The organism is Corynebacterium comes (assembly GCF_009734405.1).
Classification (GTDB): Bacteria; Actinomycetota; Actinomycetes; order Mycobacteriales; family Mycobacteriaceae; genus Corynebacterium; species Corynebacterium comes.
This window is the reverse complement of record NZ_CP046453.1, coordinates 1,942,726-1,963,859: the sequence shown is the minus strand read 5'-3', so window position 1 is coordinate 1,963,859 and position 21,134 is coordinate 1,942,726. Positions and strand designations below refer to the sequence as shown.

General features: G+C 56.7%; 19 protein-coding genes, 2 tRNA genes and 1 pseudogene. 12 read left to right on the top strand and 10 right to left on the bottom strand.

All coding sequences use genetic code 11. The features are described from left to right. Positions 1-38: 38 nt before the first annotated feature. The 3 genes from CETAM_RS09445 to CETAM_RS09435 all read left to right on the top strand — a co-directional run bounded on the left by CETAM_RS09445 (position 39) and on the right by CETAM_RS09435 (position 3,646). A complete protein-coding gene (locus tag CETAM_RS09445; protein WP_156228625.1) occupies positions 39-1,157 on the top strand; it encodes a glycosyltransferase in 1,119 nt (372 codons plus the stop codon). Then, positions 1,157-2,176, top strand: coding sequence for an EpsG family protein (locus CETAM_RS09440; protein WP_156228624.1), 1,020 nt, complete (start codon positions 1,157-1,159; stop codon positions 2,174-2,176). Before CETAM_RS09445 ends, CETAM_RS09440 begins: the two co-directional genes overlap by 1 nt. 318 nt (positions 2,177-2,494) lie before the next feature. Continuing rightward, positions 2,495-3,646, top strand: a complete 1,152-nt coding sequence (locus CETAM_RS09435) for a glycosyltransferase (protein ID WP_156228623.1) — start codon at positions 2,495-2,497, stop codon at positions 3,644-3,646. 93 nt (positions 3,647-3,739) lie between these two features. Here the strand turns inward: CETAM_RS09435 and CETAM_RS09430 are convergent. From CETAM_RS09430 to CETAM_RS09395, 8 genes and pseudogenes are all read right to left on the bottom strand, one after another. Next, positions 3,740-3,880 (bottom strand): annotated as a pseudogene (locus tag CETAM_RS09430) (transposase); the annotation flags it as partial. A 224-nt stretch (positions 3,881-4,104) separates the two neighbouring features. Continuing rightward, positions 4,105-5,634, bottom strand: coding sequence for an IS1634 family transposase (locus CETAM_RS09425; protein WP_231587433.1), 1,530 nt, complete (start codon positions 5,632-5,634; stop codon positions 4,105-4,107). A 556-nt stretch (positions 5,635-6,190) separates the two neighbouring features. Beyond that, on the bottom strand, positions 6,191-7,624 hold the full coding sequence (locus CETAM_RS09420) for a lipopolysaccharide biosynthesis protein (RefSeq protein ID WP_156228622.1): 1,434 nt from the start codon (positions 7,622-7,624) through the stop codon (positions 6,191-6,193). Continuing rightward, positions 7,621-8,556 (bottom strand): polysaccharide pyruvyl transferase family protein, encoded by a 936-nt coding sequence (locus CETAM_RS09415; protein WP_156228621.1) that lies wholly within the window; start codon positions 8,554-8,556, stop codon positions 7,621-7,623. The genes CETAM_RS09420 and CETAM_RS09415 overlap by 4 nt, the downstream gene beginning before the upstream one ends. 815 nt (positions 8,557-9,371) lie before the next feature. After that, entirely contained in the window at positions 9,372-10,298 is a 927-nt protein-coding gene (locus CETAM_RS09410) for an NAD-dependent epimerase/dehydratase family protein (RefSeq protein ID WP_156228620.1), read from the bottom strand. A 33-nt stretch (positions 10,299-10,331) separates the two neighbouring features. After that, positions 10,332-11,615: a Vi polysaccharide biosynthesis UDP-N-acetylglucosamine C-6 dehydrogenase TviB gene (tviB, locus tag CETAM_RS09405; RefSeq protein WP_156228619.1), complete on the bottom strand. Its 1,284-nt coding sequence runs from the start codon at positions 11,613-11,615 to the stop codon at positions 10,332-10,334. A 1,116-nt stretch (positions 11,616-12,731) separates the two neighbouring features. Further along, on the bottom strand, positions 12,732-12,974 hold the full coding sequence (locus CETAM_RS09400; protein ID WP_156228618.1) for a hypothetical protein: 243 nt from the start codon (positions 12,972-12,974) through the stop codon (positions 12,732-12,734). Positions 12,975-13,024: 50 nt separating this feature from the next. Next, positions 13,025-14,866, bottom strand: coding sequence for a glycoside hydrolase family 15 protein (locus tag CETAM_RS09395; protein ID WP_156228617.1), 1,842 nt, complete (start codon positions 14,864-14,866; stop codon positions 13,025-13,027). A 107-nt stretch (positions 14,867-14,973) separates the two neighbouring features. Between CETAM_RS09395 and CETAM_RS09390 the strand changes: the two genes are divergently transcribed. Genes CETAM_RS09390 through CETAM_RS09380 form a run of 3 tightly spaced genes read left to right on the top strand, consistent with a single transcriptional unit; the run spans position 14,974 to position 17,300 of the window. Beyond that, entirely contained in the window at positions 14,974-15,132 is a 159-nt protein-coding gene (locus tag CETAM_RS09390; protein WP_156228616.1) for a hypothetical protein, read from the top strand. Positions 15,133-15,148: 16 nt separating this feature from the next. Continuing rightward, complete coding sequence (locus CETAM_RS09385) at positions 15,149-16,378, top strand: phosphatase PAP2 family protein (protein ID WP_231587431.1); 1,230 nt, start codon at positions 15,149-15,151, stop codon at positions 16,376-16,378. A gap of 40 nt (positions 16,379-16,418) precedes the next feature. Then, entirely contained in the window at positions 16,419-17,300 is an 882-nt protein-coding gene (locus CETAM_RS09380; protein WP_156228615.1) for a YwiC-like family protein, read from the top strand. On the opposite strand, the gene CETAM_RS09375 is transcribed toward CETAM_RS09380, so the two are convergent. Together CETAM_RS09375 and CETAM_RS09370 are read right to left on the bottom strand one after the other, a co-directional pair. Continuing rightward, positions 17,297-17,722, bottom strand: coding sequence for an OsmC family protein (locus CETAM_RS09375; protein ID WP_156228614.1), 426 nt, complete (start codon positions 17,720-17,722; stop codon positions 17,297-17,299). The two genes, CETAM_RS09380 and CETAM_RS09375, sit on opposite strands and share 4 nt — an antisense overlap. 117 nt (positions 17,723-17,839) lie before the next feature. Continuing rightward, positions 17,840-17,912 (bottom strand) — tRNA-Asn (locus tag CETAM_RS09370). Between the two features lie 206 nt (positions 17,913-18,118). Between CETAM_RS09370 and CETAM_RS09365 the strand changes: the two genes are divergently transcribed. The 6 genes from CETAM_RS09365 to CETAM_RS09340 all read left to right on the top strand — a co-directional run bounded on the left by CETAM_RS09365 (position 18,119) and on the right by CETAM_RS09340 (position 21,065). After that, positions 18,119-18,192, top strand: a tRNA-Ile gene (locus CETAM_RS09365). A gap of 135 nt (positions 18,193-18,327) precedes the next feature. Then, the gene (locus CETAM_RS09360; protein WP_156228613.1) at positions 18,328-19,539 is read left to right on the top strand and encodes a tyrosine-type recombinase/integrase; all 1,212 of its coding nucleotides are present in this window, start codon (positions 18,328-18,330) and stop codon (positions 19,537-19,539) included. 153 nt (positions 19,540-19,692) lie between these two features. Further along, complete coding sequence (locus tag CETAM_RS09355; protein WP_156228612.1) at positions 19,693-19,920, top strand: helix-turn-helix domain-containing protein; 228 nt, start codon at positions 19,693-19,695, stop codon at positions 19,918-19,920. Between the two features lie 79 nt (positions 19,921-19,999). Then, positions 20,000-20,173, top strand: coding sequence for a helix-turn-helix transcriptional regulator (locus CETAM_RS14025; protein WP_156228611.1), 174 nt, complete (start codon positions 20,000-20,002; stop codon positions 20,171-20,173). Next, a complete protein-coding gene (locus tag CETAM_RS09345; protein WP_156228610.1) occupies positions 20,170-20,910 on the top strand; it encodes a hypothetical protein in 741 nt (246 codons plus the stop codon). The genes CETAM_RS14025 and CETAM_RS09345 overlap by 4 nt, the downstream gene beginning before the upstream one ends. Continuing rightward, complete coding sequence (locus tag CETAM_RS09340) at positions 20,907-21,065, top strand: hypothetical protein (RefSeq protein ID WP_156228609.1); 159 nt, start codon at positions 20,907-20,909, stop codon at positions 21,063-21,065. The genes CETAM_RS09345 and CETAM_RS09340 overlap by 4 nt, the downstream gene beginning before the upstream one ends. Positions 21,066-21,134: the final 69 nt, after the last annotated feature.

Genomic DNA, 21,134 nt, shown 5'->3' with positions numbered 1-21,134 from the left:
TCAAACTTAAAATCGTGAAACAATCCTAAGGGAAAACATTGCGCAGAAATACGGCAAACTCTAAGACCATTACATTATTTGTACCTACCCTAGGCGGCGGGGGGGCTGAGCGTGTGATGATTATGATTGCAAATGGCTTAGCGGAGAAAGGAATGAAAATAGATTTAGTAACGGGAAATGCGAAAGGGTCATATCGCGAATCCGTTTCAAACAAGGTTAATCTGATCGACTTTGGCGTGTCCAGGTTACTCTATTCGATGCCGTTCTTGGCAAGCTATCTTTGGAAGAACAAGCCGGGGACGGTGCTTTCTGCACTCGACCACGCGAATATCGCAAACGCTCTTCTCTCTAGGTTACTGACACCAAAGACCAAAGTTATAGTTTCAGTACATAACTCGCTTCAGGCGGGTGCACCAACTAATAAAATGATCCCGCGCCTGGTAAATCTGCTCAACAGATGGGTGTATGCCCACGCTGATCAGGTGGTTTCAGTTTCTCAGGGAATCCGAGATCAACTGCTTGAGCGTTATCGGTTAGATCCCTTACGTGTCACCACTATCTACAATCCTCTCGATATCGAATTTATCTCAAAACTGTCCGACGCGCCGTCGGGAAATGAGTGGCTTGATCATTCCGATTTGCCTGTGGTTATGGGTATTGGGCGTTTGACTGAACAGAAGAATTTTGAGTTGTTAATTAGATCTTTCTCTTTAGTTAATGAACGTCTTCCGTCCAGGTTAATTGTCCTCGGAGAAGGGCAAGAGCGCGAGCGCTTGGAACGTATTATCAAGGAATTGAACCTAGAAAAGGACGTCTTAATGCCAGGGTTTGTAGCAAACCCCTTTGCTTGGTTGGGTAAGTGCTCGGTGTTTGTTCTCTCATCTAAGTGGGAGGGCCTACCTGGTGTTTTGCTCGAAGCTCTTGCCTGCGGAGCTCAGGTAGTTTCCACAGACTGCAAAACCGGTCCTGAAGAAATTCTTGAGGGAGGGAAGTGGGGCCCACTCGTGACAATAGGTGATCAGCATGGCCTCGCTGACGCAATTATCGAGATCCTGGAGTGCGAAGAACCGATTGATACGAGGATTCGAGCTCTGGATTTCTCCAAAGAGCGTGCGGTTGTTTCCTATTTTGAAATAATCACACGGGGCGATGAGTAGTGGTAGATCTCGCCGAAAAAAAGCGTGAGCGTGATTACCCAACGAATCGGCCTCTGCCTTGGCGGAGGCTTCCTTGTGCATACCGGTTTTTTATCGTTATCCTGGCCCTTTTTTATGGAATTGTGCTAGCCACGCGTCCTCTTCTTGAGTTTAAGGATCGACTAAACTACCTAAATTATTTCTCTGTCAGTGATAATCTAATTGAACGCCGTCTAGCAGGCGGTGTGATGTCGTTCCTTTCCAATGAACCCGTCTGGCTGCTGCTAGCTCGCTCGGCAGGAGAATATTTCGGGCCTGAAGTGGCGCTCAGAATGTTGGTGGGGATTCCGGCCGCTATCGTTGCCTTCGTTGCTCTGCGGTTTGGGCCCAAAGATGTTTTCTGGATTGTGCTTTTCTTGTTGATCCCCCTGGTGATCAAAAATCACGTTATCCATCTTCGTCAAGGCCTCGCCGTAGCGGTGTTTCTGTTTGCTTATTTCTTAATTCGGCGAACGAAACTTAGAATACTGATAATTTGTTTATGCCCATTTATTCACTCTTCTTTCTTCTTTATTGTCATACTCCTGTTGGTGTCTCGGTTGCTGCGATCTCCGAGGGTGAATTTTGCATTTTCCTTCGTCATCGTTCTTGCCGCATGCATAGTCCTGGCGGTTTCCCTGCCGACACTGCTCACTCTCTCTGAGGCCCGCCAGGCACTTTCTCTCGGAGTTCAAAGCGGAGGTTTAAGCGGACTCGGTTTTTTGTTTTGGATCGGAATTCTGTTTCTCATTTTTATTTCCGGTGCGGATTCTATACGTAGTGCAGCCTTTCCCTTTACGCTGTTGATATTCTACAGTGCAACTTACTTTATCTTTTCCTATTCAGGGCGAGTTCTCGAAAGCGGGGTTTTGGTCGTACTTATCTCGCTTCTTAATTTGCCTACTAGTCAACGAAGAATGTCCTTGTTGGCAGTTTTGGTGTTCTTCGTGGTGACGTGGGCTCCTCGCCTAGGTAGTCCCGGATTTGGGTGGGGCTTATAATATGGGCACTTCTGTTGCAGGCATCAGCCCCAGGACGTCTTCGAGGAGACCCACGTCGATACGCTACATTTCGTAGCCCAATTTCAACCCGTTTTCACTGTCCAAGGCAAAGCCCAAATATTGCTATGCTCTATCCGCGGAGTGGGCTACTCTGCCGGGGACCTCATTACGGATCAGGGGCAATCCGACTGCGATTTCAGTCCACTTCGGTATCGTGTAAACCGTCCCGCGTGAGCTGCAGTCTCAGAATAGGAAGCAGTCTTAGATTTAATGGGCTAACAGTTATAGATCGCGAACCTAACGAAAGAGTGCATTTGAATGAAACTTGATGTCAATAATACTAAAACTGTTATTCACGTTATAAACGGCCTAGGATTAGGCGGCGCGGAAACGATGCTCTATAACGTGACAAGGTATGGCAATTCTAAATCGGGATTTCGGCATGTGGTGGTTTCGCTAGGTGAGGGTGACCATTTTATTCCCCTCCTTCGAGAACTCGATATTGAAGTAGTCGAATTGCGCGTCCGCAAATCGCCCATAAAGACACTTAGGGAATTTAATAGAATCGTTCGCAATTCGAATGTGATTTGTTCATGGTCATACCATTCAAACTTGCTTACCATCTGGCCGAAGTTTCTTTACCGCCCGAGGTTGGTCTGGATTATTAATCATCAGGACACGGCTCGTAAGACTAATAAGTTAACTACTTGGCTAATCATGAAAATGTGCGCCACATTGAGTCGCTCTGTTGATTCAATTGCCTATAATGGAGCTGCTGCACTGAAGTCGCATTCGCATCTTGGATACCGGGCTAGGGAAGAATCTGTTGTACCTAACGGTTGCGATACTAAACTTTATTCCCCTGCAGCAGCCTCAAGAAATTACTTGAATGAAGTGATCGGTGAGCGACTGGAAGGGGCATTGACGATTCTTTCAGCCGCGCGGTGGCACCCTATTAAAGATCATGCAACTTTCATTCAAGCTTTCGCTAAAGTGAAAAGAAAGAGTAATGAGCGAGTAGTGGCAGTGCTCTGTGGTCCAGGAGTAGATGATGAAAACGTCCAACTTGTCGATTCGTTAGAGGGAGAAGATCTTGAGATTGGCAAAGACGTCTTCCTTCTGGGCTCTAGGAATGACCTTCCCCAGCTCATGGCCATCTGCTCTCTTTTTGTCTTGCATTCTAAGGCGGAAGCCTTTCCAAATGTCTTAGTGCAGGCGATGTCTTCGGGGGCGAAGATTGTCAGTACCGATGTGGGTATTGTTTCCGAATTGACTAATGGGGCCATTAATCCTGTCCCTCCGAATGACCCTTACGCCCTTGCGCGAGAGATGCTTGACCAGTTGAACTCTTTGAAACCGCAAAGAGATTTGCTGGGTAGGGATCTTCGCCAAATCATTACCGATGACTATTCAATTACAAGTGTAGTTTCTCTATATGAAAAGTCCATATTCGGCGATGCTGCAGAGTAATGGTTTTCGAGATGGATCTTGGTTGGATTTTGTCCGTACGTGTCAATTCTTTTATTTGAAAGGTTTATGAATCATAAAGGGGCCCTTCCGGTTTTAGAGTGCGTTGATCCTGGTTTGCAGCTGTCCGGAGTGGATCAGACACCGCAAGATGTAGTGGTTGAGGTTCCTGAAGCCCAGGGCGATGCCGCGCACGTGCTCAAGCCGCCCGTTGATCGCCTCAACTGGGCCGTCGGACCTGACTTAGGCCATTTCCATGTGGTGCAGATCATATTGACGTCTGGGCCTGGATGTATGCCTGGCGTGACCCGACTTTTATCAAAATGGTGTGACGCAGAACATATTGACGCGTAGGCCCGTAGATTCTTGTTGCGACCAGGCATTTGGTAGCACTCGCGGGTCTATCCGGTGTGAAGTGTCATCGCCTTGTGCACAGTCAGTGTCACCTGACTTAGGCCATTTTAGTCTGACGGTCGCGGCAGCTGATCGAGGATGTTCTGGACCTCGGCCGGGACCGGGGACTGGGCGTGGACGGTGTGGCCGGCGACCTTGATGGTGAACGACCGGTATTTCTTCAACGTCCGGATCAACCGCTTCAACGACAACCCCGAAGCTTGCTCCAGGACATGACCGGTGGCCATCGCCGCCATCACGATCGTCAGGTGCGCATCGATGGAATCCTTCTTCCGGTGGAAGATCGGCCGGGCCTTCAGGTCCGATTTCGCCATCCGGAAGGCCTTCCCGATCTTGAACAGCTGCCGGTACGCATCAATGACCTGGGCAGCATCAAGATCCACCCGGGAAGTCTCATACCCCTTCACCCCGGCCAGGGCCCGGTGTTTTGCCGCCAACGCGTGGTTGACCTGCTTATTCGGGGCCTTGAGATCAACATAGCGGTTACGCTTGACCGGAACCTGGCCCGCGACGGCACGCTCTGCTTTCGCGATCTGCTCGTCAATCCCCTTGAGCGTGCGCCGGGCCCGGTCCCAGGAGTACTGGTAGTAGGTGAGCGTGTGCGGGATCCCGTCGGGGCCACGGCCTGCCCGGTCGGCGTAGGTCCACACCTGCCCATCGGTGTAGACGGCATCGGGGTGGTTCTTGCGCCACACCGCTATCGGGTAGGGAATCTCGCGTTCCTTGGTCCCCAGGATGTAGTGCAGGCCGGCATCGACCACGGCTTTCTTGTTGCCGGCGGAGAACATCCCGGCATCCGCGACCACCGTGATGTCATCGATTCCGTAGGCGTCCTGCAGCCGTTGGATCATCGGCACCATTGTCTGGGTTTCGGCTTTATTTCCCTCGAACGCCCCGATCGCCAGAGGAAAGCCCCGGGCGTCGGACAGCAGGCCGACGGTGATCTGCGGCTCGAGTCGACGTTCCTTAGAGAAACCGGGTTTCCGCAGTTCATCCTCCTTATCTGTTTCAAAATACAAGGTGGTGACATCGAAAAGAACCATCACGCCGGGGCCGATGGCGGCGTAGGTGGCCAGGGCGTGGGTGACCTTATCCCGGAAGGGCGTGGTGGCGTAGAGGGGAAGGCGTCGTTGGATGGTGCGGTAGGACGCTGATGATCTACCGACTTCGGCGAGGGTTTCGATGGACTCGAACTTCGAACCGGGGTGAATCAGCCGGGCGGCCACCAGGTCGAAGAACACTGCATCATCATCGGTGGCGTGATCGAGTGTCAGTTGCTGGTAGGCGCCGCGGATCGCGTTGATGAGGTGGCCGGCTTTTTCGCTGGTGATCGGGACGGGATTATCGTGTGCCCCGGTACCCGCCGGCATCGTGACCTCATTGTCTATGCCCAGGTCAAGGCCGAGTTGGTCGCCGTCGATCAGTCGTTGTGCCTGTGCGATCAGCAGGGCGAGTTCTTCCTCGGTGTGTGCGGAGCCGAGGTGATCGAGAACCGGTTTCCGGTTGGTGTACCGCCAGATGACCTGCACGGCGGTAGCACCGGACGCGGTGGGGACGGTCCGGATCTTCGGTGGCATGGTTCACAGCTTACTGCCACCCCCACAGGCACCCTCTTAGTCAGACAAACCGGCCCTCGTGCCACCTGAATCAGCAGGTCCAGACGTCAATATGATCTACACCACACCAAAATGGCCTAAGTCAGGAGGTGCAGGTCGCGGGGCAGACGATCCACGCGGCGTCACCGGTGCCGACGGACATTGCCGAACTGATCGCCGGGATCCAGGGCGACTGACTTCCGCACTAATTTGATAAAAGTCGGGTACAACCACCCCCACCACCACCCACTTAGTCAGACGAAACGACCCTCACGCCAGGCATACGCCCAGGCCCAGACGTCAATATGATCTGCACCACATGGAAATGGCCTAAGTCAGGCTACATGTTGTGCCACCCCGAACCCCACCCCGCGGTCAGCTACGCACTCCGAAACGCGAAGAGCCGCTAATTTTCCCAGCACACAAAGACACTGGTCTACGTGTCAATATGCAATTTCTCACAGCGGATTGAGCCAAGTCGGGCAACGACCACTCGAATCTAAGTGGTATGCAGACAGCTGAAAACCAACTAAACCCATCACATGTTTGTGCTTGACCTGAATCTTGAAGAAAGTCGAGTTTTCAAGAATCCCACTGCCCCCCTATTGAGGATATATGCAATAATAATAACCGATGCTATTGTTGCAATATTCAGGTAAAAATAGTCTAAGTAATAACTAACAATAACTGTACTGTAAAGAAAGGCCAGTTTAAATATTAGTGACTTGCGATAACTGATCGTTACATACTTTTTTAGATCATAATGACGGTAGATAGCCATAGAAAGAAATGCTACGGCATTGGCCACAGCAGCCGAAAATAAACCGATAAAGTTTATAAACAACAGGTTTATGCTGATGCTTATTGCTGCAGCCATAATCGATGTAGTAGCGACCTTCCCCGTCATTTTCTTAGCAACATATACGGCACCATAAAGTCCAACTATAGAGTTAAACAAAGCTCCGAGGATCATCACCGGGATATATACATAAGCCTCTTCATAGCGCTCATTAACCAATATTGGAAAAACGAAAGGAAGCGATGCAATTATCCCCAAACCAATAGATCCGAAGAATCGAAAAGCGGCATCAAATGTGTCCGAAAAGAACTTACCGCGATCTTTATCATTAATGTGTACAGACGCAGACTCCGTCCACGACAGTCCAAAAACTGCGAAGACAGCCGTGTAAATTAGCGGAAACTTACTGGCGATAGCATAAATTCCATTCGCAGCTAGCCCTAATACTAACAAAATGATTGTTCTGTCAGCGGCATTGATGACCCACCAAGCAATACTATTAGGCACAAGCGGTGCTGCGTACTTGAGAAGTTTCTTTCTGAGCCCCTTATCGCTAACGCCAAAACTAACATATCGATACAAACGAAGCGATAGTACTAAATAGACGGTAGAAACCGAGTATGCGAGCAGCATCGACAACAAGAGGCCCGAGGCGCCCATTTCAAGATATACGATCAAAACAAAGTTTGACACTGCAGTCATTACGCCGATTACAATACTGGCAATAGCGTAATTAAAGTTCTTCCCCAGGCCTCGGGCGATTTGCAGACACAACCCGGAAAACACGGCCATAGCAATAATGCCGAGGATTATCCAAATATAGGGTACATTAACGAAAGACTGAACTACAATTGCCCCAGGGAAAAACAGCAGCAACATAGCTAGAACTATTTGCAGTGAGTTTGAAATTATTCGAGTCTTCTCAATTTCATTTTCCCGCGCTTCAATTAAGAAGCGAAATACTGCCATTTCCATTTGGATCGTTATTGCCGGAGCGAGAAGCGCTACATAGGTGATAACCACATCAACTATGCCATATTCACTTGGCGAAAGGAATGCGGTATAAAGCGGCAACATCAGAAACGTAATCAGCTGCGATGAGAATTTACCCACGGCAAGAATAACCGTATTTTTAACGAGAGTCGCCTTTGCGTGACCACTCTTGGCCGTCATAGCGATTTGAACTGCCCTTTCCAAGAGTTCACCAGTTCATGATCGACAAAAATACTAGTAGTAATCGATGAGTTTAACAAACTAGGTAGAGAATCAACATCTTCTCTCTCAATTACATTTAGGTGGTGGGATTCGTCCATGTCGCGCGCCCGATTATCAACGGCTAGAATAACACTTCGAACACTGTGCTGCATTGCGTAAATTCCTGCATGCAACCTTGTTCCTACATAATCTATTCCGCCTTTGACCAAGATTTCTTTATATGAACTGAGGCTTGGGTTAATTATCTTGACATTTTCAATTCCGGAAAATTGCTCCAGATACTTAAAGTCTTCGCTACCTTGCACCCAGAAATATACTTCTTTGTAGTTGCGATTTAGAATATTAATCAATTTTTGATCCTGCTTCAAGTCTGGCGCATAATCTGTTAGCGTGAATACGACGTGCTCAGATTTTGTTTTCGGTATAGATTCATTGAGCCCATCAGTAAATCCCCAGAGTGTAGGGCACCCCGTATTGCAAGCCTCAAACCCTAGCCTCTCCAGAAATCTCTTAGATGCTTCATCTCGAACAGAGTGGACGTAATTCTTGGAAAGGGCCCGGTCATACGCTCTTTTTGTGTACGTATTTGTCTTCCCGTTGTCAATTCCCGCAATACCGCATCCTAGCGCGACTGAACCTTTGTACAGAGCGCTTGTTACAAGGTCTACGTTCCAGTCCAATATTGGACGCATGAGATTACGTTTTAGGAGATTAGTGCCCCCTAGAAATTTAAAATTAGCTTCTCGGCAGGTCTTGTTTACAGCATTCGGCTTGATCATTTGAAAATGATGCAGAAGGGGGTTATGGGTGCCATATCTGATAACAAAGTTTTCATTAAACAAGTAGCCCATTTCCCTCATGATGGATTCATTTATAATGAAGTCTCCCATGTTTCGGGTTCCATACGACGTGTCAAACAGTACTATTTTCTTCAACCTGTTTCCCCTTTATTATCTTTCAGCTCATTTTATTATTTTTTTCCGTCAACCCAGGGCGGCGAACTTCACGCTCTTGCTAGTTTATTGTGTTTCGGAATGAATTATTTTCACTCACCAGCCTTCGACAGTATATCACCATTATGTGTTGACATTTCACGACACTTGGTTCCCGCGTGTATCGCAACGTGGTTCCTTTCAAATTCTTCCATTCGTATAGGTGGGATGCTCTTTCATTCTTCACTGGTATATCGCGGTCAGATTATTCTTACACTTAGCAAGGATCACTCCAACGTTTTACCAGGACAGTGTCAACTTTTCCGATGCTGACGGCTAGGGCTAAGAAGCCGTCGTTGGGTTGACCGATGTAGAGCTTACGCAGTTTCGCTCCGTAGCGCAGAGGAAGCTGTCAAGGGTTGTTTGCGGCTTTCCCATGGGAATTCACAAGACTACCCAAATAGTCTCCGTTCCTGAGTTCGATTCTGAGGCGTTCTGGTGGGCTTTCCGCACTCTGAAGATGATCGCTCACTTTTTATCGGTTAGGAGGCCATTTGGGAGGCTTGGAGTTCCTGAAAAACGCTGCTCACCTTGCCCAGTGTGGCCGAAGTAAACACTGGCACCATCAACTCTGTGACCACCTCGGATAATGAAGAAATGATCCCCTGTCACGCCCCGTCCCGTGGTCGCCGCAAAACGCTCTAACGGACCCGACCTCTGTGTCTACTTTCCAGGGGTCGGGTCCCACACAACGCAATGACACTTCACATTATTTATCGCACAGTACGAAACCAATCGATGGTTTTCGTGATGCCCTCGTGGAGTTCGACAGGCTTGACGCTTGGGAACAGTGACTGCAGCGTGGCGTTATCGGCCTGGGAATCTTTCACGTCACCGGCCCGAGACTCTAGATGATCCCTTTCAAGTGGGCTGTCGAGGATGTCTTCCATAATGGCCACGACATCTAGGAGGGAACTCCGGGTGCCGAAAGCCAGATTCACAGCATCCCCGGGATTAACCCTTTCCCGGGCGGCTATCGAGAGCGTCTCGGTGACAGTCTCCACGAAGGTGAAGTCCCGTGTCTGCTGACCGTCACCATGGATCGGGAGAGCACGATCATTCAGCGCGGCATCGAGAAACGCCGGGACGACAGCAGCATACGCATGTCCGGCTGCCTGCCCTGGCCCGTAGACGTTGAAGAACCGGAACGGAAGCACCTCCAGACCGTACACAGCCTGGTAAGCCAAGGCATAGGACTCGGTGGCCAACTTGCTCACCGCATAGGGACTGATCGGCATGAGACGCAACTGCTCAGATTTTGGGAGTGTGGGGTTGGCTCCGTACACCGAAGACGATGAAGCAAGGGTCACATGCGCACCCGATTCTCTCGCCGCCTCCAGGACGTGCAGCGTGCCGGTGGCGTTGGCATGATGCGAAGCCAGCGGATCCTGAATGGAACGCGGCACAGAGGGCCTAGCCGCGAGATGGACGATCGCATCCGTGTCTCGGGCCGCACAGCCCAGGAGGTCGCGGTCAAGGATCGACCCCTCGAATAGCTCGACATCTAGCCCGTGAAGGTTCTCCCTGAAACCCGTCGAGAAGTCGTCGATGACGGCAACGTTGGACACCCCGTCCTTCTGCAGCTGTTTGACCAGGTTCGAACCGATGAATCCGGCACCGCCGGTTACAAGAATTTTCATTCTAAGCGCTCTCTTTGTAGTTTGTGGTGGTCTTTACAGACGTAGCTGGGCAGCATCCTTGGGGAGCACATTTTTCAGGTCGTAGAGAGTGCAGACCGGCTTCCCGTAGGACCGGATCGTCTCTGGGCCCATGTCGACGAACTCATTGTGGGCGACAGCGACAACAATCGCGTCATAGGCTCCGGAGACCGGCTCATCAACCATGGTGATCCCGTACTCACGGGTGACCTCCTCGGGGTCGGCCCACGGATCGTAGACCTCGACCATGAGCCCGTAGTCTTCTAGCTCTCGCACCACGTCTACCACACGGGTGTTGCGGATATCCGGGGTATTCTCCTTGAAGGTCAGGCCCATGACGAGAATCCGAGCGCCCTCTAGCTTCGGGGCTTTGCGCAGCATCGCCTTGACCAACTGGCTGGCGATGTACTGGCCCATCGAGTCGTTGAGACGACGACCCGCCAGAATGATCTCCGGGTGGTGCCCCACGGCCTGAGCCTTGTACGTCAGGTAATAGGGGTCAACACCAATGCAGTGCCCGCCCACCAGCCCTGGTCGGAAGGGAAGGAAATTCCATTTCGTTCCCGCTGCCTCAAGTACATCCTGGGTGTCGATGCCCATCTTGTTGAAGATCACCGCGAGCTCATTCATCAACGCGATGTTGACATCCCGCTGAGTGTTCTCAATGACCTTCGCAGCCTCGGCGACCTTGATGCTCGGTGCCGAATGGGTCCCCACGGAGACAATAATTCGGTAGAGATCATCAACATACTCCGCGATTTTCGGGGTGGAACCTGAGGTCACCTTCACGATGTTGGTTACTCGGTGAACCTTGTCGCCGGGGTTGATGCGTTCAGGGCTGTAGCCAGCGAAGAACTCCTTGTTGTACTTCAGCCCACTGACCTCTTCGAGTAACGGAACGCACACTTCTTCAGTGACACCGGGGTAGACCGTCGACTCGTAGATAACCACATCCCCGAGCGACAACGTTGCCGCGAGGGTTCGGCTAGCAGCACGAATAGCTCCCAGATCCGGACTCTTGTGCTCGTCGATCGGCGTGGGAGTGGTCACGATATAGACGTTCGCCTTCCTGAGTTCCTCAGGGTCCGCAGTGAGCTCGAGCTTGGTGGCCCCGGAAAGCTCGTCTTCGGACACTTCCAGGGTCCGATCGCAACCGCGCTTGAGCTCTTCGATCCTGGACTCGTTGATGTCATAGCCGACCACAGGAAGATGCTGACCGAACGCAGCCGCGAGCGGCAAACCCACATAACCAAGCCCGATTACCGCTATATGCGCGTCTGAGATTCTGTGTGTGCTCATTTGTCTCCTAGAATCGATGGCTCGGAAGTGAGACATGAAGATTTTCCCCATCGGTAACGCTGACCTCACGGAGATAGCGATGCATTGATGATGCTTTCCTGCACAGGGTGCTTTCATAGCGAATCCTCATGACTGGGTCGAGCCTTTTTTGAACAAAAGTGTCACGAACCGCTTTTTTACAATACCGGTGTCGGGGCTTTTTGCATGTTTTAAGTTTTTTCGCCCACAGATAGAGGGGCAAGAATAATTAAGACTCCTGCGGATTTGAAGTATCTCAGCTCCGAAACCCTGTCGCCTCGCGCCTTGGTCACTCCAACCTCCTTGCTCATGATGAGACACGATCCCCAGATCCCCTAGCCCACAAGGGCCCCCGATCGACCGAGAACCTGCAACCCTGTGCCAATCGGTACGTTACGGGATGCACGGGAGTCCAGCGGAGGTCGGAAGCGTCTGGGTTGTGCGACAACCATGTGAATTTAGGGCATTCGTAGGTCGTCTTCTGGGTCTGCCTCGTTTACCGCATACACTGAACCGTGTGTATGTGGAAAGAGGGCCAGCTGCCCGGCAGCGGCGACGGGTACAGAAACGGATTGTAGCCGCGACCCTCGCGCTGCTGTCCGTCATGCTCGGGGTTCCGGCTTGGTTGCTTTTCCCGCCCCAGGGAACCTTAGGTGCCAGCGATGCGGTTATGGTCATCGCTGGCTACTCGGACGGCAGACACCAATTGGGTGCGCAATTGATCGAGGAAGGAATCTCGCAGAGTTACGTCGTCTCCAACCCGCTGGGTACCAAGGATAAGGTTGGGTCAGCGCATTGCCGAGGGGCCGACAGGCCTGAGAACGCCCTCGACACTTGGTGTCTCAGACCCGAGCCTGTCACAACGACCGGGGAAGCCCTGACAATGGGGAGGTTGGCGGAAGCCCAAGGTTGGACCACTGCAACTGTAGTGACCAATCGAACGCACGCCCGTAGGGTGAGCACAATGTTTGAGCAATGCACGAATTTGGATGCGACGGTTATTTACCGGGACTATATCCAAAAGAAAATAGTCAAAGATCAAGTACTCCATGAAATCGGCGGCTTCATCAAGTTCTGGCTCACCAACCCCTGCTGAATCTAGTCCCGATCCGGCTCCAGCACCTCAGACCCGTCCTCCCGCTTGAGGTTCTTCACTTCCTTCATCCGGGGCTGGGGGTCCAGGCGGTCGGCGATGGCCTTGCGGGTGGCGTTGACCGCGGTTTTGGCCGCGGGGGAGTTGACTGCGGTTTCGTAGCCCTTCTTGATCTGCTCGAATCGGCGGCGTCCGGCTCTGGTGCCCAGGACGTAGCCTGCGGCGGCTCCGATGACCAACTGGATCATGTGGGGTACTGCTCCTCAAAGAAGTTGCGTGCAAAAGTACTGGGGTCAGCCTACCGTGAGGCCTCCGGGTCGATCGTCGTCTCCGGGTGGCTGATGGCCGCGGCGGCGCGGATCAGGCCCAGGTGGGAGAAGGCCTGGGGAAAGTTGCCGGCCAGTCGTTGGTGCTCGGGGGAGTATTCCTCGGCGAGCAGGCCCAGGTCGGAGGAGACTGCTAGGACCTTCTCCATCATGGCGCGGGCCTCGTCGAGGCGTCCGGAGTGGGCGTACTGCTCGATGAGCCAGAAGGAGCACAGGAGGAAGGGGTATTCGCGGCCGGCGATGCCGTCGACGCCGGTGCCGGCGGGGTAGCGGTGGAGGAAACCGTGGGCGTCGAGAAGCTCTTCCTCGATGCGTTGCACGGTGGCGAGCACGCGGGGGTCGGTGTAGGGGAGAAAGCCGATCTGGGCGAGCTGGAGCAGGGAGGCGTCGACGGTCGTGCTGCCGTAGGTCTGGGTGAAGGACTGCAGATCCTCGTTCCAGCCGTGGGTGAGGATCTCCTCGCGCAGGGCGTCGCGAAGCTCCCGCCAGCGTTCGACGGGGCCGGCCAGACCGTGGTTCTCCACGGCCTTGACGCCGCGGTCGAAGGCGGCCCACATCATCGCGCGGCCGTGGGTGAAGTAGGCGGGTTCGCTGCGCATCTCCCAGATGCCGTGGTCCTTGACGTCGAACATGTGCTCCTGAAAGGCGAGGATGGACTTCTGCAGGTCCCAGGAGAACTCGTCGTCATCGATACCCGCGATGCGCAGGGTCTCCATCGCGATCATGACCTCGCCGACGACATCGGCCTGGTACTGCTCGGCCGCTCCGTTGCCGATGCGCACCGGGCGGGAACCTTCATAACCGGGCAAATGGTCGAGCTCGAACTCGGGCAGGTGCCGCTCGCCGCCGAGGCCGTACATGATGCGCAGCTGCTTCGAGTCGCCGGCGATGGCGCGCAGGAGCCAGTGGCGCCAGTTGTTGGCGCGGGCGGTGAAACCGGACTCGACGAGCACCTCGATGGTCCAGGCGGAGTCGCGCAGCCACACGTAGCGGTAGTCCCAGTTGCGCTCGCCGCCGAACTCCTCGGGCAAAGACGTGGTGGGGGCGGCGACGATGCCGCCGGTCTGCGAGTCGGTCAGCGCCTTGAGCACCAGCAGGGAACGGCGGACCGCCTTCGGGTAGTCGCCGTTGTAGGTGGAGCCCGCCGCCCAGTTCTCCCACGTGCGCTGGGTGATCTCGCGGGCCCTGGAGTAGTCGGGGGAGGCCGGGACCTCCAGGTGGGAGGGGAACCAGCTGAGCACCCACTCCAGCTGCTCGCCCTCCCGGAGGGTGAATTCCCCGAGGTGGGAGTTGGTGTCCTCGTTGAGGGTCAGGTACGGCCCGAGCAGGTGGACCGAGTCGGGGCCGGCGACGGACAGGAGCTCGGAGATGTTGTTCTCTGCGTCGAAGACCCGGTAGCGGTAGAAGGGGGTGGCCCGGCCGTAGTCGAAACGCAGCCGCAGGACGGTGCGGATGTCCACCTCGCCTTCTACGCACCGGACCAGGCGGACCAGGTCGGTGTGCTGGTACTGCCGGGTGTCGGTGTCGATGGGCATGAAGTCCGTGACGGTGGCGGTGCCCGTCGGGGTGGTCCACGTGGTCTCGAGGACGAAGGAGTCACCGAGGTAGCAGCGGACGGAGACATGGCCGCCGGGGGCGTCGATGAGCCAGTGTCCGTGTTCCTTGGTGCCGAGCAGGGCGGTGAACACCGCCTGGGAATCGAAGCGCGGCACGCACAACCAGTCGATGCTGCCCTCCTCCGAGACCAGCGCTGCGGTGCGCATGTCGGATAACAGGGCGTACTTCTCCAACGGGGTGTGGGTCGGCGTACTCATGGCCTCCAGCCTATGCGTGCCGGGTGAATCAATGCCGTCTTTCGCGGGACACTGGCCAGGGAATGCGTTAGTTTCGTACTATCAAGAATTCAAACAGGGAGGTGGCGGTGAACGGTGAATTCGCGGGACGTCTGACCGGACGGGCCTCAGCCACCCTCGCGCTCACCGCCCTCATCTACGCCCACCTCGGGGACATCGACGTCGCCGGGGAGGCCGCCCGCTGGTACGGGTCGGTGGGTGGGCCGGCCGGTCCGGACGCCACCTGAGCGGTATCTTGAGCACGTGAAAACATCCCGTCTCTGGGTGCCGGCGCTGGTCGCCGCCCTGGTTCTGCCTGATGCCCCTGCTGCCGACGCGGGGCCGTTCGGGGTGCCGCAGCTGCAGGTGGCAGGGTCCTCGCTTGGTAGTGCCCCCGTGCTCCATGACGGGGCCCCGCTGCCTGTGCCGTTCACCCCCGACTACCTGGTCGGCTACGTCTCGGATGTCTCCTCCCATGGGCTGATCACCTACTACGACGTGACATCACAGTTCGCTTCGCTGCGTGGCAACGAGGAGCTGATGGCACGCAACCTCGAGTTCACCCTCGCAGCGAACAATTCCGCCACCCCGGAGTTGATTGCTCGGGCGCAGCAGGATTCGGCGGCCGATTCGGAGGGCCTTCTGTTCGCGTTCTCCGACGCCCTCGGCGATGAGCTCGGCGGGGCCATGCGCGAGGCGCTCGCCGAGAACCGCCTGCCCAAGACCGAGTTTCTGCTGGGCAATGGCTACTCCGCCCGCGCCGGGGGCCTGGCCAGCTCCCTGGTCTTCGACAAGATGCTCCACGGCTACCCGCGTCCTTTCGAGGTCGCGCCGGGGTCGGTGGTGCGTCATGACCTTCCGGGGTACCAGTTTTACGAGGCGGCGGGGGAGAGCCGGTCCTTCCCCTCCGGGCACGCCAATCAGGCGGTGTGGGTGTCCACCCTGCTGGGTCTCATGCTTCCGGAGCTCGGACCCCAGATCCTCGCGCGGGGCGCCGACTCCGGCTACCACCGCGTGGTCATGGGCGTGCACTTCCCGCTCGACGTGGTCGGAGGACGCATGACGGGCACAGCCGCGGCCGCCGACCGGTGGAATGATCCCAAGATGCGCGACGCCCTGCAGCAGGCCGCCGCGGAGCTGCGCGCCGAGCTGGAGTGGCGCACGGGGCGACCCGTCGCGGAGCTCGTCCCTGCGCAGAGCGCGGAGGCGGCGGTGGAGCAGTACACGGGGTACATGACATTCGGGCTGCCGCCGGTGGGGGAGGCCGGCGTTCCGATGATCGTCCCGCCGGCCGCCCCTGACCTCCTGCTCTCGCACCACCCGGGGCTGACGTATGGGCAGCGTGCGGAGGTCCTGCGCCAGACCGCGCTGCGCTCCGGCCACGCGCTTGACCACCCCGGCCCCGCCGGATCCTGGCAACGACTCAACCTGGCCGCGGCCTGGGCGGCGGAGGTCTCGGTGGCCCCTGATGGAACGGTGTCCGTGGAAAGTTGAGGGTCTGTATCCAACTTTCGATTGATGTAGGGTTGTGCGCATGGCGAACCCGACGAAGATTCCAACGAAGCAGAAGGCCCCGGCAGGGAAGGCGCGTCGCAGAAGAGGAATCTCCCCGTGGGTGCCCAACCAGCACGGCGCGTGGGCGATGCTCATCAGCCCTGCCGTCCTGGGGCTGATCGCCGGGCTGGTCGCGTGGGTACGTTCCGATGGTTCTGCATTGTCGCTGCTGGTCTTCCTCGCGGTGCTGGTCGCGTGGTTCTTCGGCTACTTCGCGTTCTTCGCCTTCGGCCTGGCGGTCAAGGCACGCAACCCGCAACGGCGGGCCAGGTATCTCCGGCCGGTCTACGTGTACGGTGCGGTGTCCCTGGCGGGCATCGCGGTGGCGCTGCTGGCTCAGCCGCAGCTGCTGTGGTGGGCGCTGCCCTTCGCCCCGCTGGTCATTGTCGCTGTGGGGGAGACGGTCGCCGGGAGGTCACGCTCCACGCTCTCCGGAGTCTCCACCACCATCGCCTCCGCGCTGCTGTACCCGGCGCTGGTGGGGGTCGGTTCGGGGTCCGGCGCCGGTTCCGTCGGCGTTGTGGCCTGGACCGGCATGCTCTTCCTCGCGGCGTACTTCTCCGGGACGATCCCCTTCGTCAAATCCATGATCCGCGAGCGCAACAACCCCCGCTACCTCACCGGATCCATCATCTACCACGTTCTCGCGGTGCTCTTCGTCCTGGGTCTGGTGCTGCTCGCGCCCGTCGGCTGGGCCGCCGGCGTCCTCATGGTGGCCACCGCGCTGCTCGCACTCTTCCGCGCCGTCTACGTCCCCGTCGCCTCCCGGGGCGGCGCCGACTGGAACGCCCGGCGCCTCGGTATGGCAGAAGTGCCGGTGCTGCTGGTCGCCTGCGCCGGCGTGCTGGCGACGTTGCTCTAGCCCTGCTTGTCGGCGACCACGGTGGTCGCTGTCATGCCTTCCGCGAGGGAGCGCTTCACCGTGCACAGCTTGGCGATGGACCGCTCCGTGCTCGCGATGAGCTTCTCCCGCTTCTCTGCGTCCAGGCCCGACATGTCCGCGACAATACGGTTGGCCAGCGCCTCGATGCGGTTGTTCTCGGCGTTGTAGGTGGCCTCGACGGTGGAGCTCATCTCGAAGTCCTCGCCGAGCCGGTGTGCCAGCTGCGCCTCGCCCGAGAGCGCCGCGCAGCCGGCCAGCGCGGCCTGCAGCAGTTCGACGGGGGAGAAGGAGTCGGGTGCTCCTGACATGCCGATCTGCACTGTGGCACCGCGGCCGTTGTCCACGGTGAAGGTCCAGGGGCCGGTGCGCACGGCGGTCAGGGTAGGGATGTTCTCGGCCATGGGAGCTCAGCACTTTCCGTCGGGGACTGTGCCGCCACGGTAGCAGCGATCCTTAGGAATCCACGCTGTACCCGGGAACGCAAAAAGCCACCGCCTGGGCGGTGGCTTTCACTTCTGCTCCTCCAACTGGGCTCGAACCAGTGACCCTTCGATTAACAGTCGAATGCTCTGCCAACTGAGCTATGGAGGATTAACTTGGCTGTGCTGGTCAGTGCTCTCGCGCTTCCCTGCAACGATTTACAACTATAAGGCAGCTTGTCCGGGGTGCCAAATCGCCAGCTAGAATTGCATTTCGAAGGTAGGGGAGTCTGGCGGCGGTGGGCGCAGTGGGACTTGCGGGCAGGTCATTGCCGCGGCGGGTAGCGGGTGCCGATATACTGACCGGGTTGCATGCAGGGGGCTATAGCTCAGTTGGTTAGAGCCGCGGACTCATAATCCGTAGGTCCCGGGTTCAAGTCCCGGTGGCCCCACACTTGCCCCCGTTCTCCACGCCGGAGAGCGGGGGTTTCCCATGTCAGGACATGTTTCGGTAATCTTTGGTCAGCGACAGGAACCGACACAAACCGACATTTCTAGACCACACCAGACCAGAAACGAGACCAGACATGGCCCCCAAGAAGTTCGGCACCGTGCGAGCGACCGGCGAAGGCAAGTGGTCGGCGCGGTACCAATATGCGGGACGGAAGCACAGCTCTCCGGAGCCGTTCGTGAAGGAGAGCCACGCCGCCGCCTGGCTGGAGAAGGAGCGGGGGCTGATCCGCGACGGAGACTGGACCCCTCCGGCTGAACGGGTGGAGAAGGCGAAGGCCGCGAGCGTGACCGTCTCTGAGCTAATCGACCTCTGGCTGTCGAGTCCGCATCTCAAGGAGTCCACGATTCAGAGCCACCGCCAGAAGCTCAACTCCCGCGTGCTGAGGGAGTCGATGCCGGGTGAGTTTGACTCTCTGGCGGACGTGCCGGTGGTCGAGGTGGACCGGAAGCGGATTCAACTGTGGTGGTCACAGGTGCTCACCTGCTGGCCTGACCAGAAGTCAACGAACTCCAGCGCCTACAAGCGGCTTCACACAGCTTTTGAGTACGCGGTCAACGAGTTGGAGGTTATCTCCGACAACCCGGTGAAGGTGCGGGGTGCGAGTAAGGTTCCCCGGTCTCAGAACCGCGACAGGGCGTTGATCTCCCTGACGGAGGCGAAATCGCTGGCGGATAACATCTCCCCCCGGCTGCAGGTCGGTGTGATGCTGCTGCTGTGGTCTGGCCTCCGTCTGGGGGAGCTGCTGGAGCTACGGAGGAAGGATCTTGTCGGCCTGGCGAAGAAGGACGGCCCGGTCACCCTGCGTATCCGCCGTAACGTCCAGCGGATGACCGACACAGTGACGAAACGACAGGTGATGGTCTCCCTGTCCACTCCGAAGACGGAGGCGGGTAACCGAGACATCGTGCTCCCGCTGAGCGTCTCGGAGGCGCTACGGGAGCACGCACGGGAGTTTATGGCTCCCGGCGCTGAGGCTCTGGTCATCACCACGCAGACCGGAGCACAGATGATGGACACGAACTTCCGTAACCGCTTCAACCGAGCGGCTGAACTGGCAGGGAGGCCGGACATCACCCCTCACGACTGCAGGCGCTTCTACGGCACCCGCTTAGTCTCCCCGGACCATGAGAGCGGAAGAGGTGCCCCGGTCAGCCTGGAAGAGGCACGGCGGCTGATGGGCCACGAGACCATCGAACAGCTCATGGAGTACCAACGAGCGGCTGACGGCTACGAGAACCGTGCTGCGGAGGCTCTGGAAGAAGCACTAACCCGCGCCGGTCAATAGCGTCTCAAGCCCCCTCAGACGGCCTCAGACGGACGGGACAACTAGACAAAGCGGTCCGGATATGCGATAATGCTGAACAACCCTTCCGAAGGCCCGATGCCTTCCAGCTCAGGGAGAGCCTAAGAGCGCTCTCCCATCCGAAGGGTCCTTTTCATGTCCAAGAACAACGTCATTGACATCTCTACCGCCATTCCCCGTGATGGCGAAGAACCGTGGGTGAGCGTGAAGACCGCCGCTGCCCACTTTGAACTCTCCACCCGCACGGTTGAGCGCCTTATCGCCGCTGGCAAAGTGCCGGTGCTGCGTCTCGGTCGCGCTAACCGTGTGCGTTTATCCGACGTGCTCTCTGCAGGTCAGTTCATCCCCGCCGTCGCCATGTGATCGCTCAAACGCACCATAAAACTTATATGGTAGTATCAAATGAGTTATAGGGACACATGATGAATGAAGGGGTATTGATATGTACAGCACACGCGAACTCGCGACTCTCCTTGGAGTCGCACCGGCCACCGTGGCGAAGTGGCGACGCACACCGGACGGCGGAGGACCAAAGTGGATCAAGTTGAACTCAAAGTTGGTCAGATACCGCACCGAGGACGTAGAAGCATGGCTCAACGAAGAGGAGAACCAGTGAGCAACCTGATCGAGACTGCTAAGGCACAGAGCATCAGACCGGCGAAGGTGTGGGAGACCGCCACCGAGCAGGACGGCGCTATTCTCATCGACCCGACAGCGGCTGAAACCTTCACTGACCGGGAGGTCTTCAACGACAACCGCCGCCGTCTGCGGGATCGAGGGTGGCACACGGAGTACGTGGCCCCCGCGTGGCGGATCACGCCCCCGGCACCGAAGAGGGAGCCTCTCAAGGCGGGTGCGTCCGTGATTGAGCGGGCTGAGTTTCTTCTTGTTGCCCCGCGTGCGAACTGGGATACCGCCAGCGTAATCAACGATGGACGCACAATCCGGTTTGAGGCCAGCCGTAACCCCTACTTCAATAAGCCGGTGATCGAAGATCTCTCCCGTCTCCGAGCTGCGGGCTGGGACGTAGGCGAGGTCAACGGCCCGCGAGGGGTGGAGGCGTTCACTGCTACCGCCCCGGTTGAGAAGGCTACGCCCCGGAGCCTGGCTGAAGCCTTAGGACAAGCCAGCGGGAGCCGTAACACCTTCTGGACGGGAGAAGGCCGCGAGGAAGGCCGTTCGTTGGTGTTCGATGTCTCTGGCGGATGTTCTACCGGCGCTCTCCGAGAAGCACGGGCGGTAGCCGGTCGAGTCCGTGCCAACGGGTGGACCGTTTCCACCGAGGCCAAGGTGGGAGCAGAGATCCACCGGGTGGCCTTCACAGCCCCCCGAGGTCTGGTGATCGACAAGTGAGGGCACCGGAAGGCCTGAGCCGGTATCTGACCGACGACAAGAGCAAAGACCGGGACAAGAGCGGGAAGTTCTCCAAGGGGTCCGGCCTGGCAAGGTATCTCAAGAACTCGGACACAGCCCGGAGCGCCGGGCACGAGGACACCGACGAGAAGTAAGTAACGCCCCGATTCTTAGCTGAGTCGGGGCATTCTACTGCTCAAAACAGGGCCTCAGAGTGAACAACA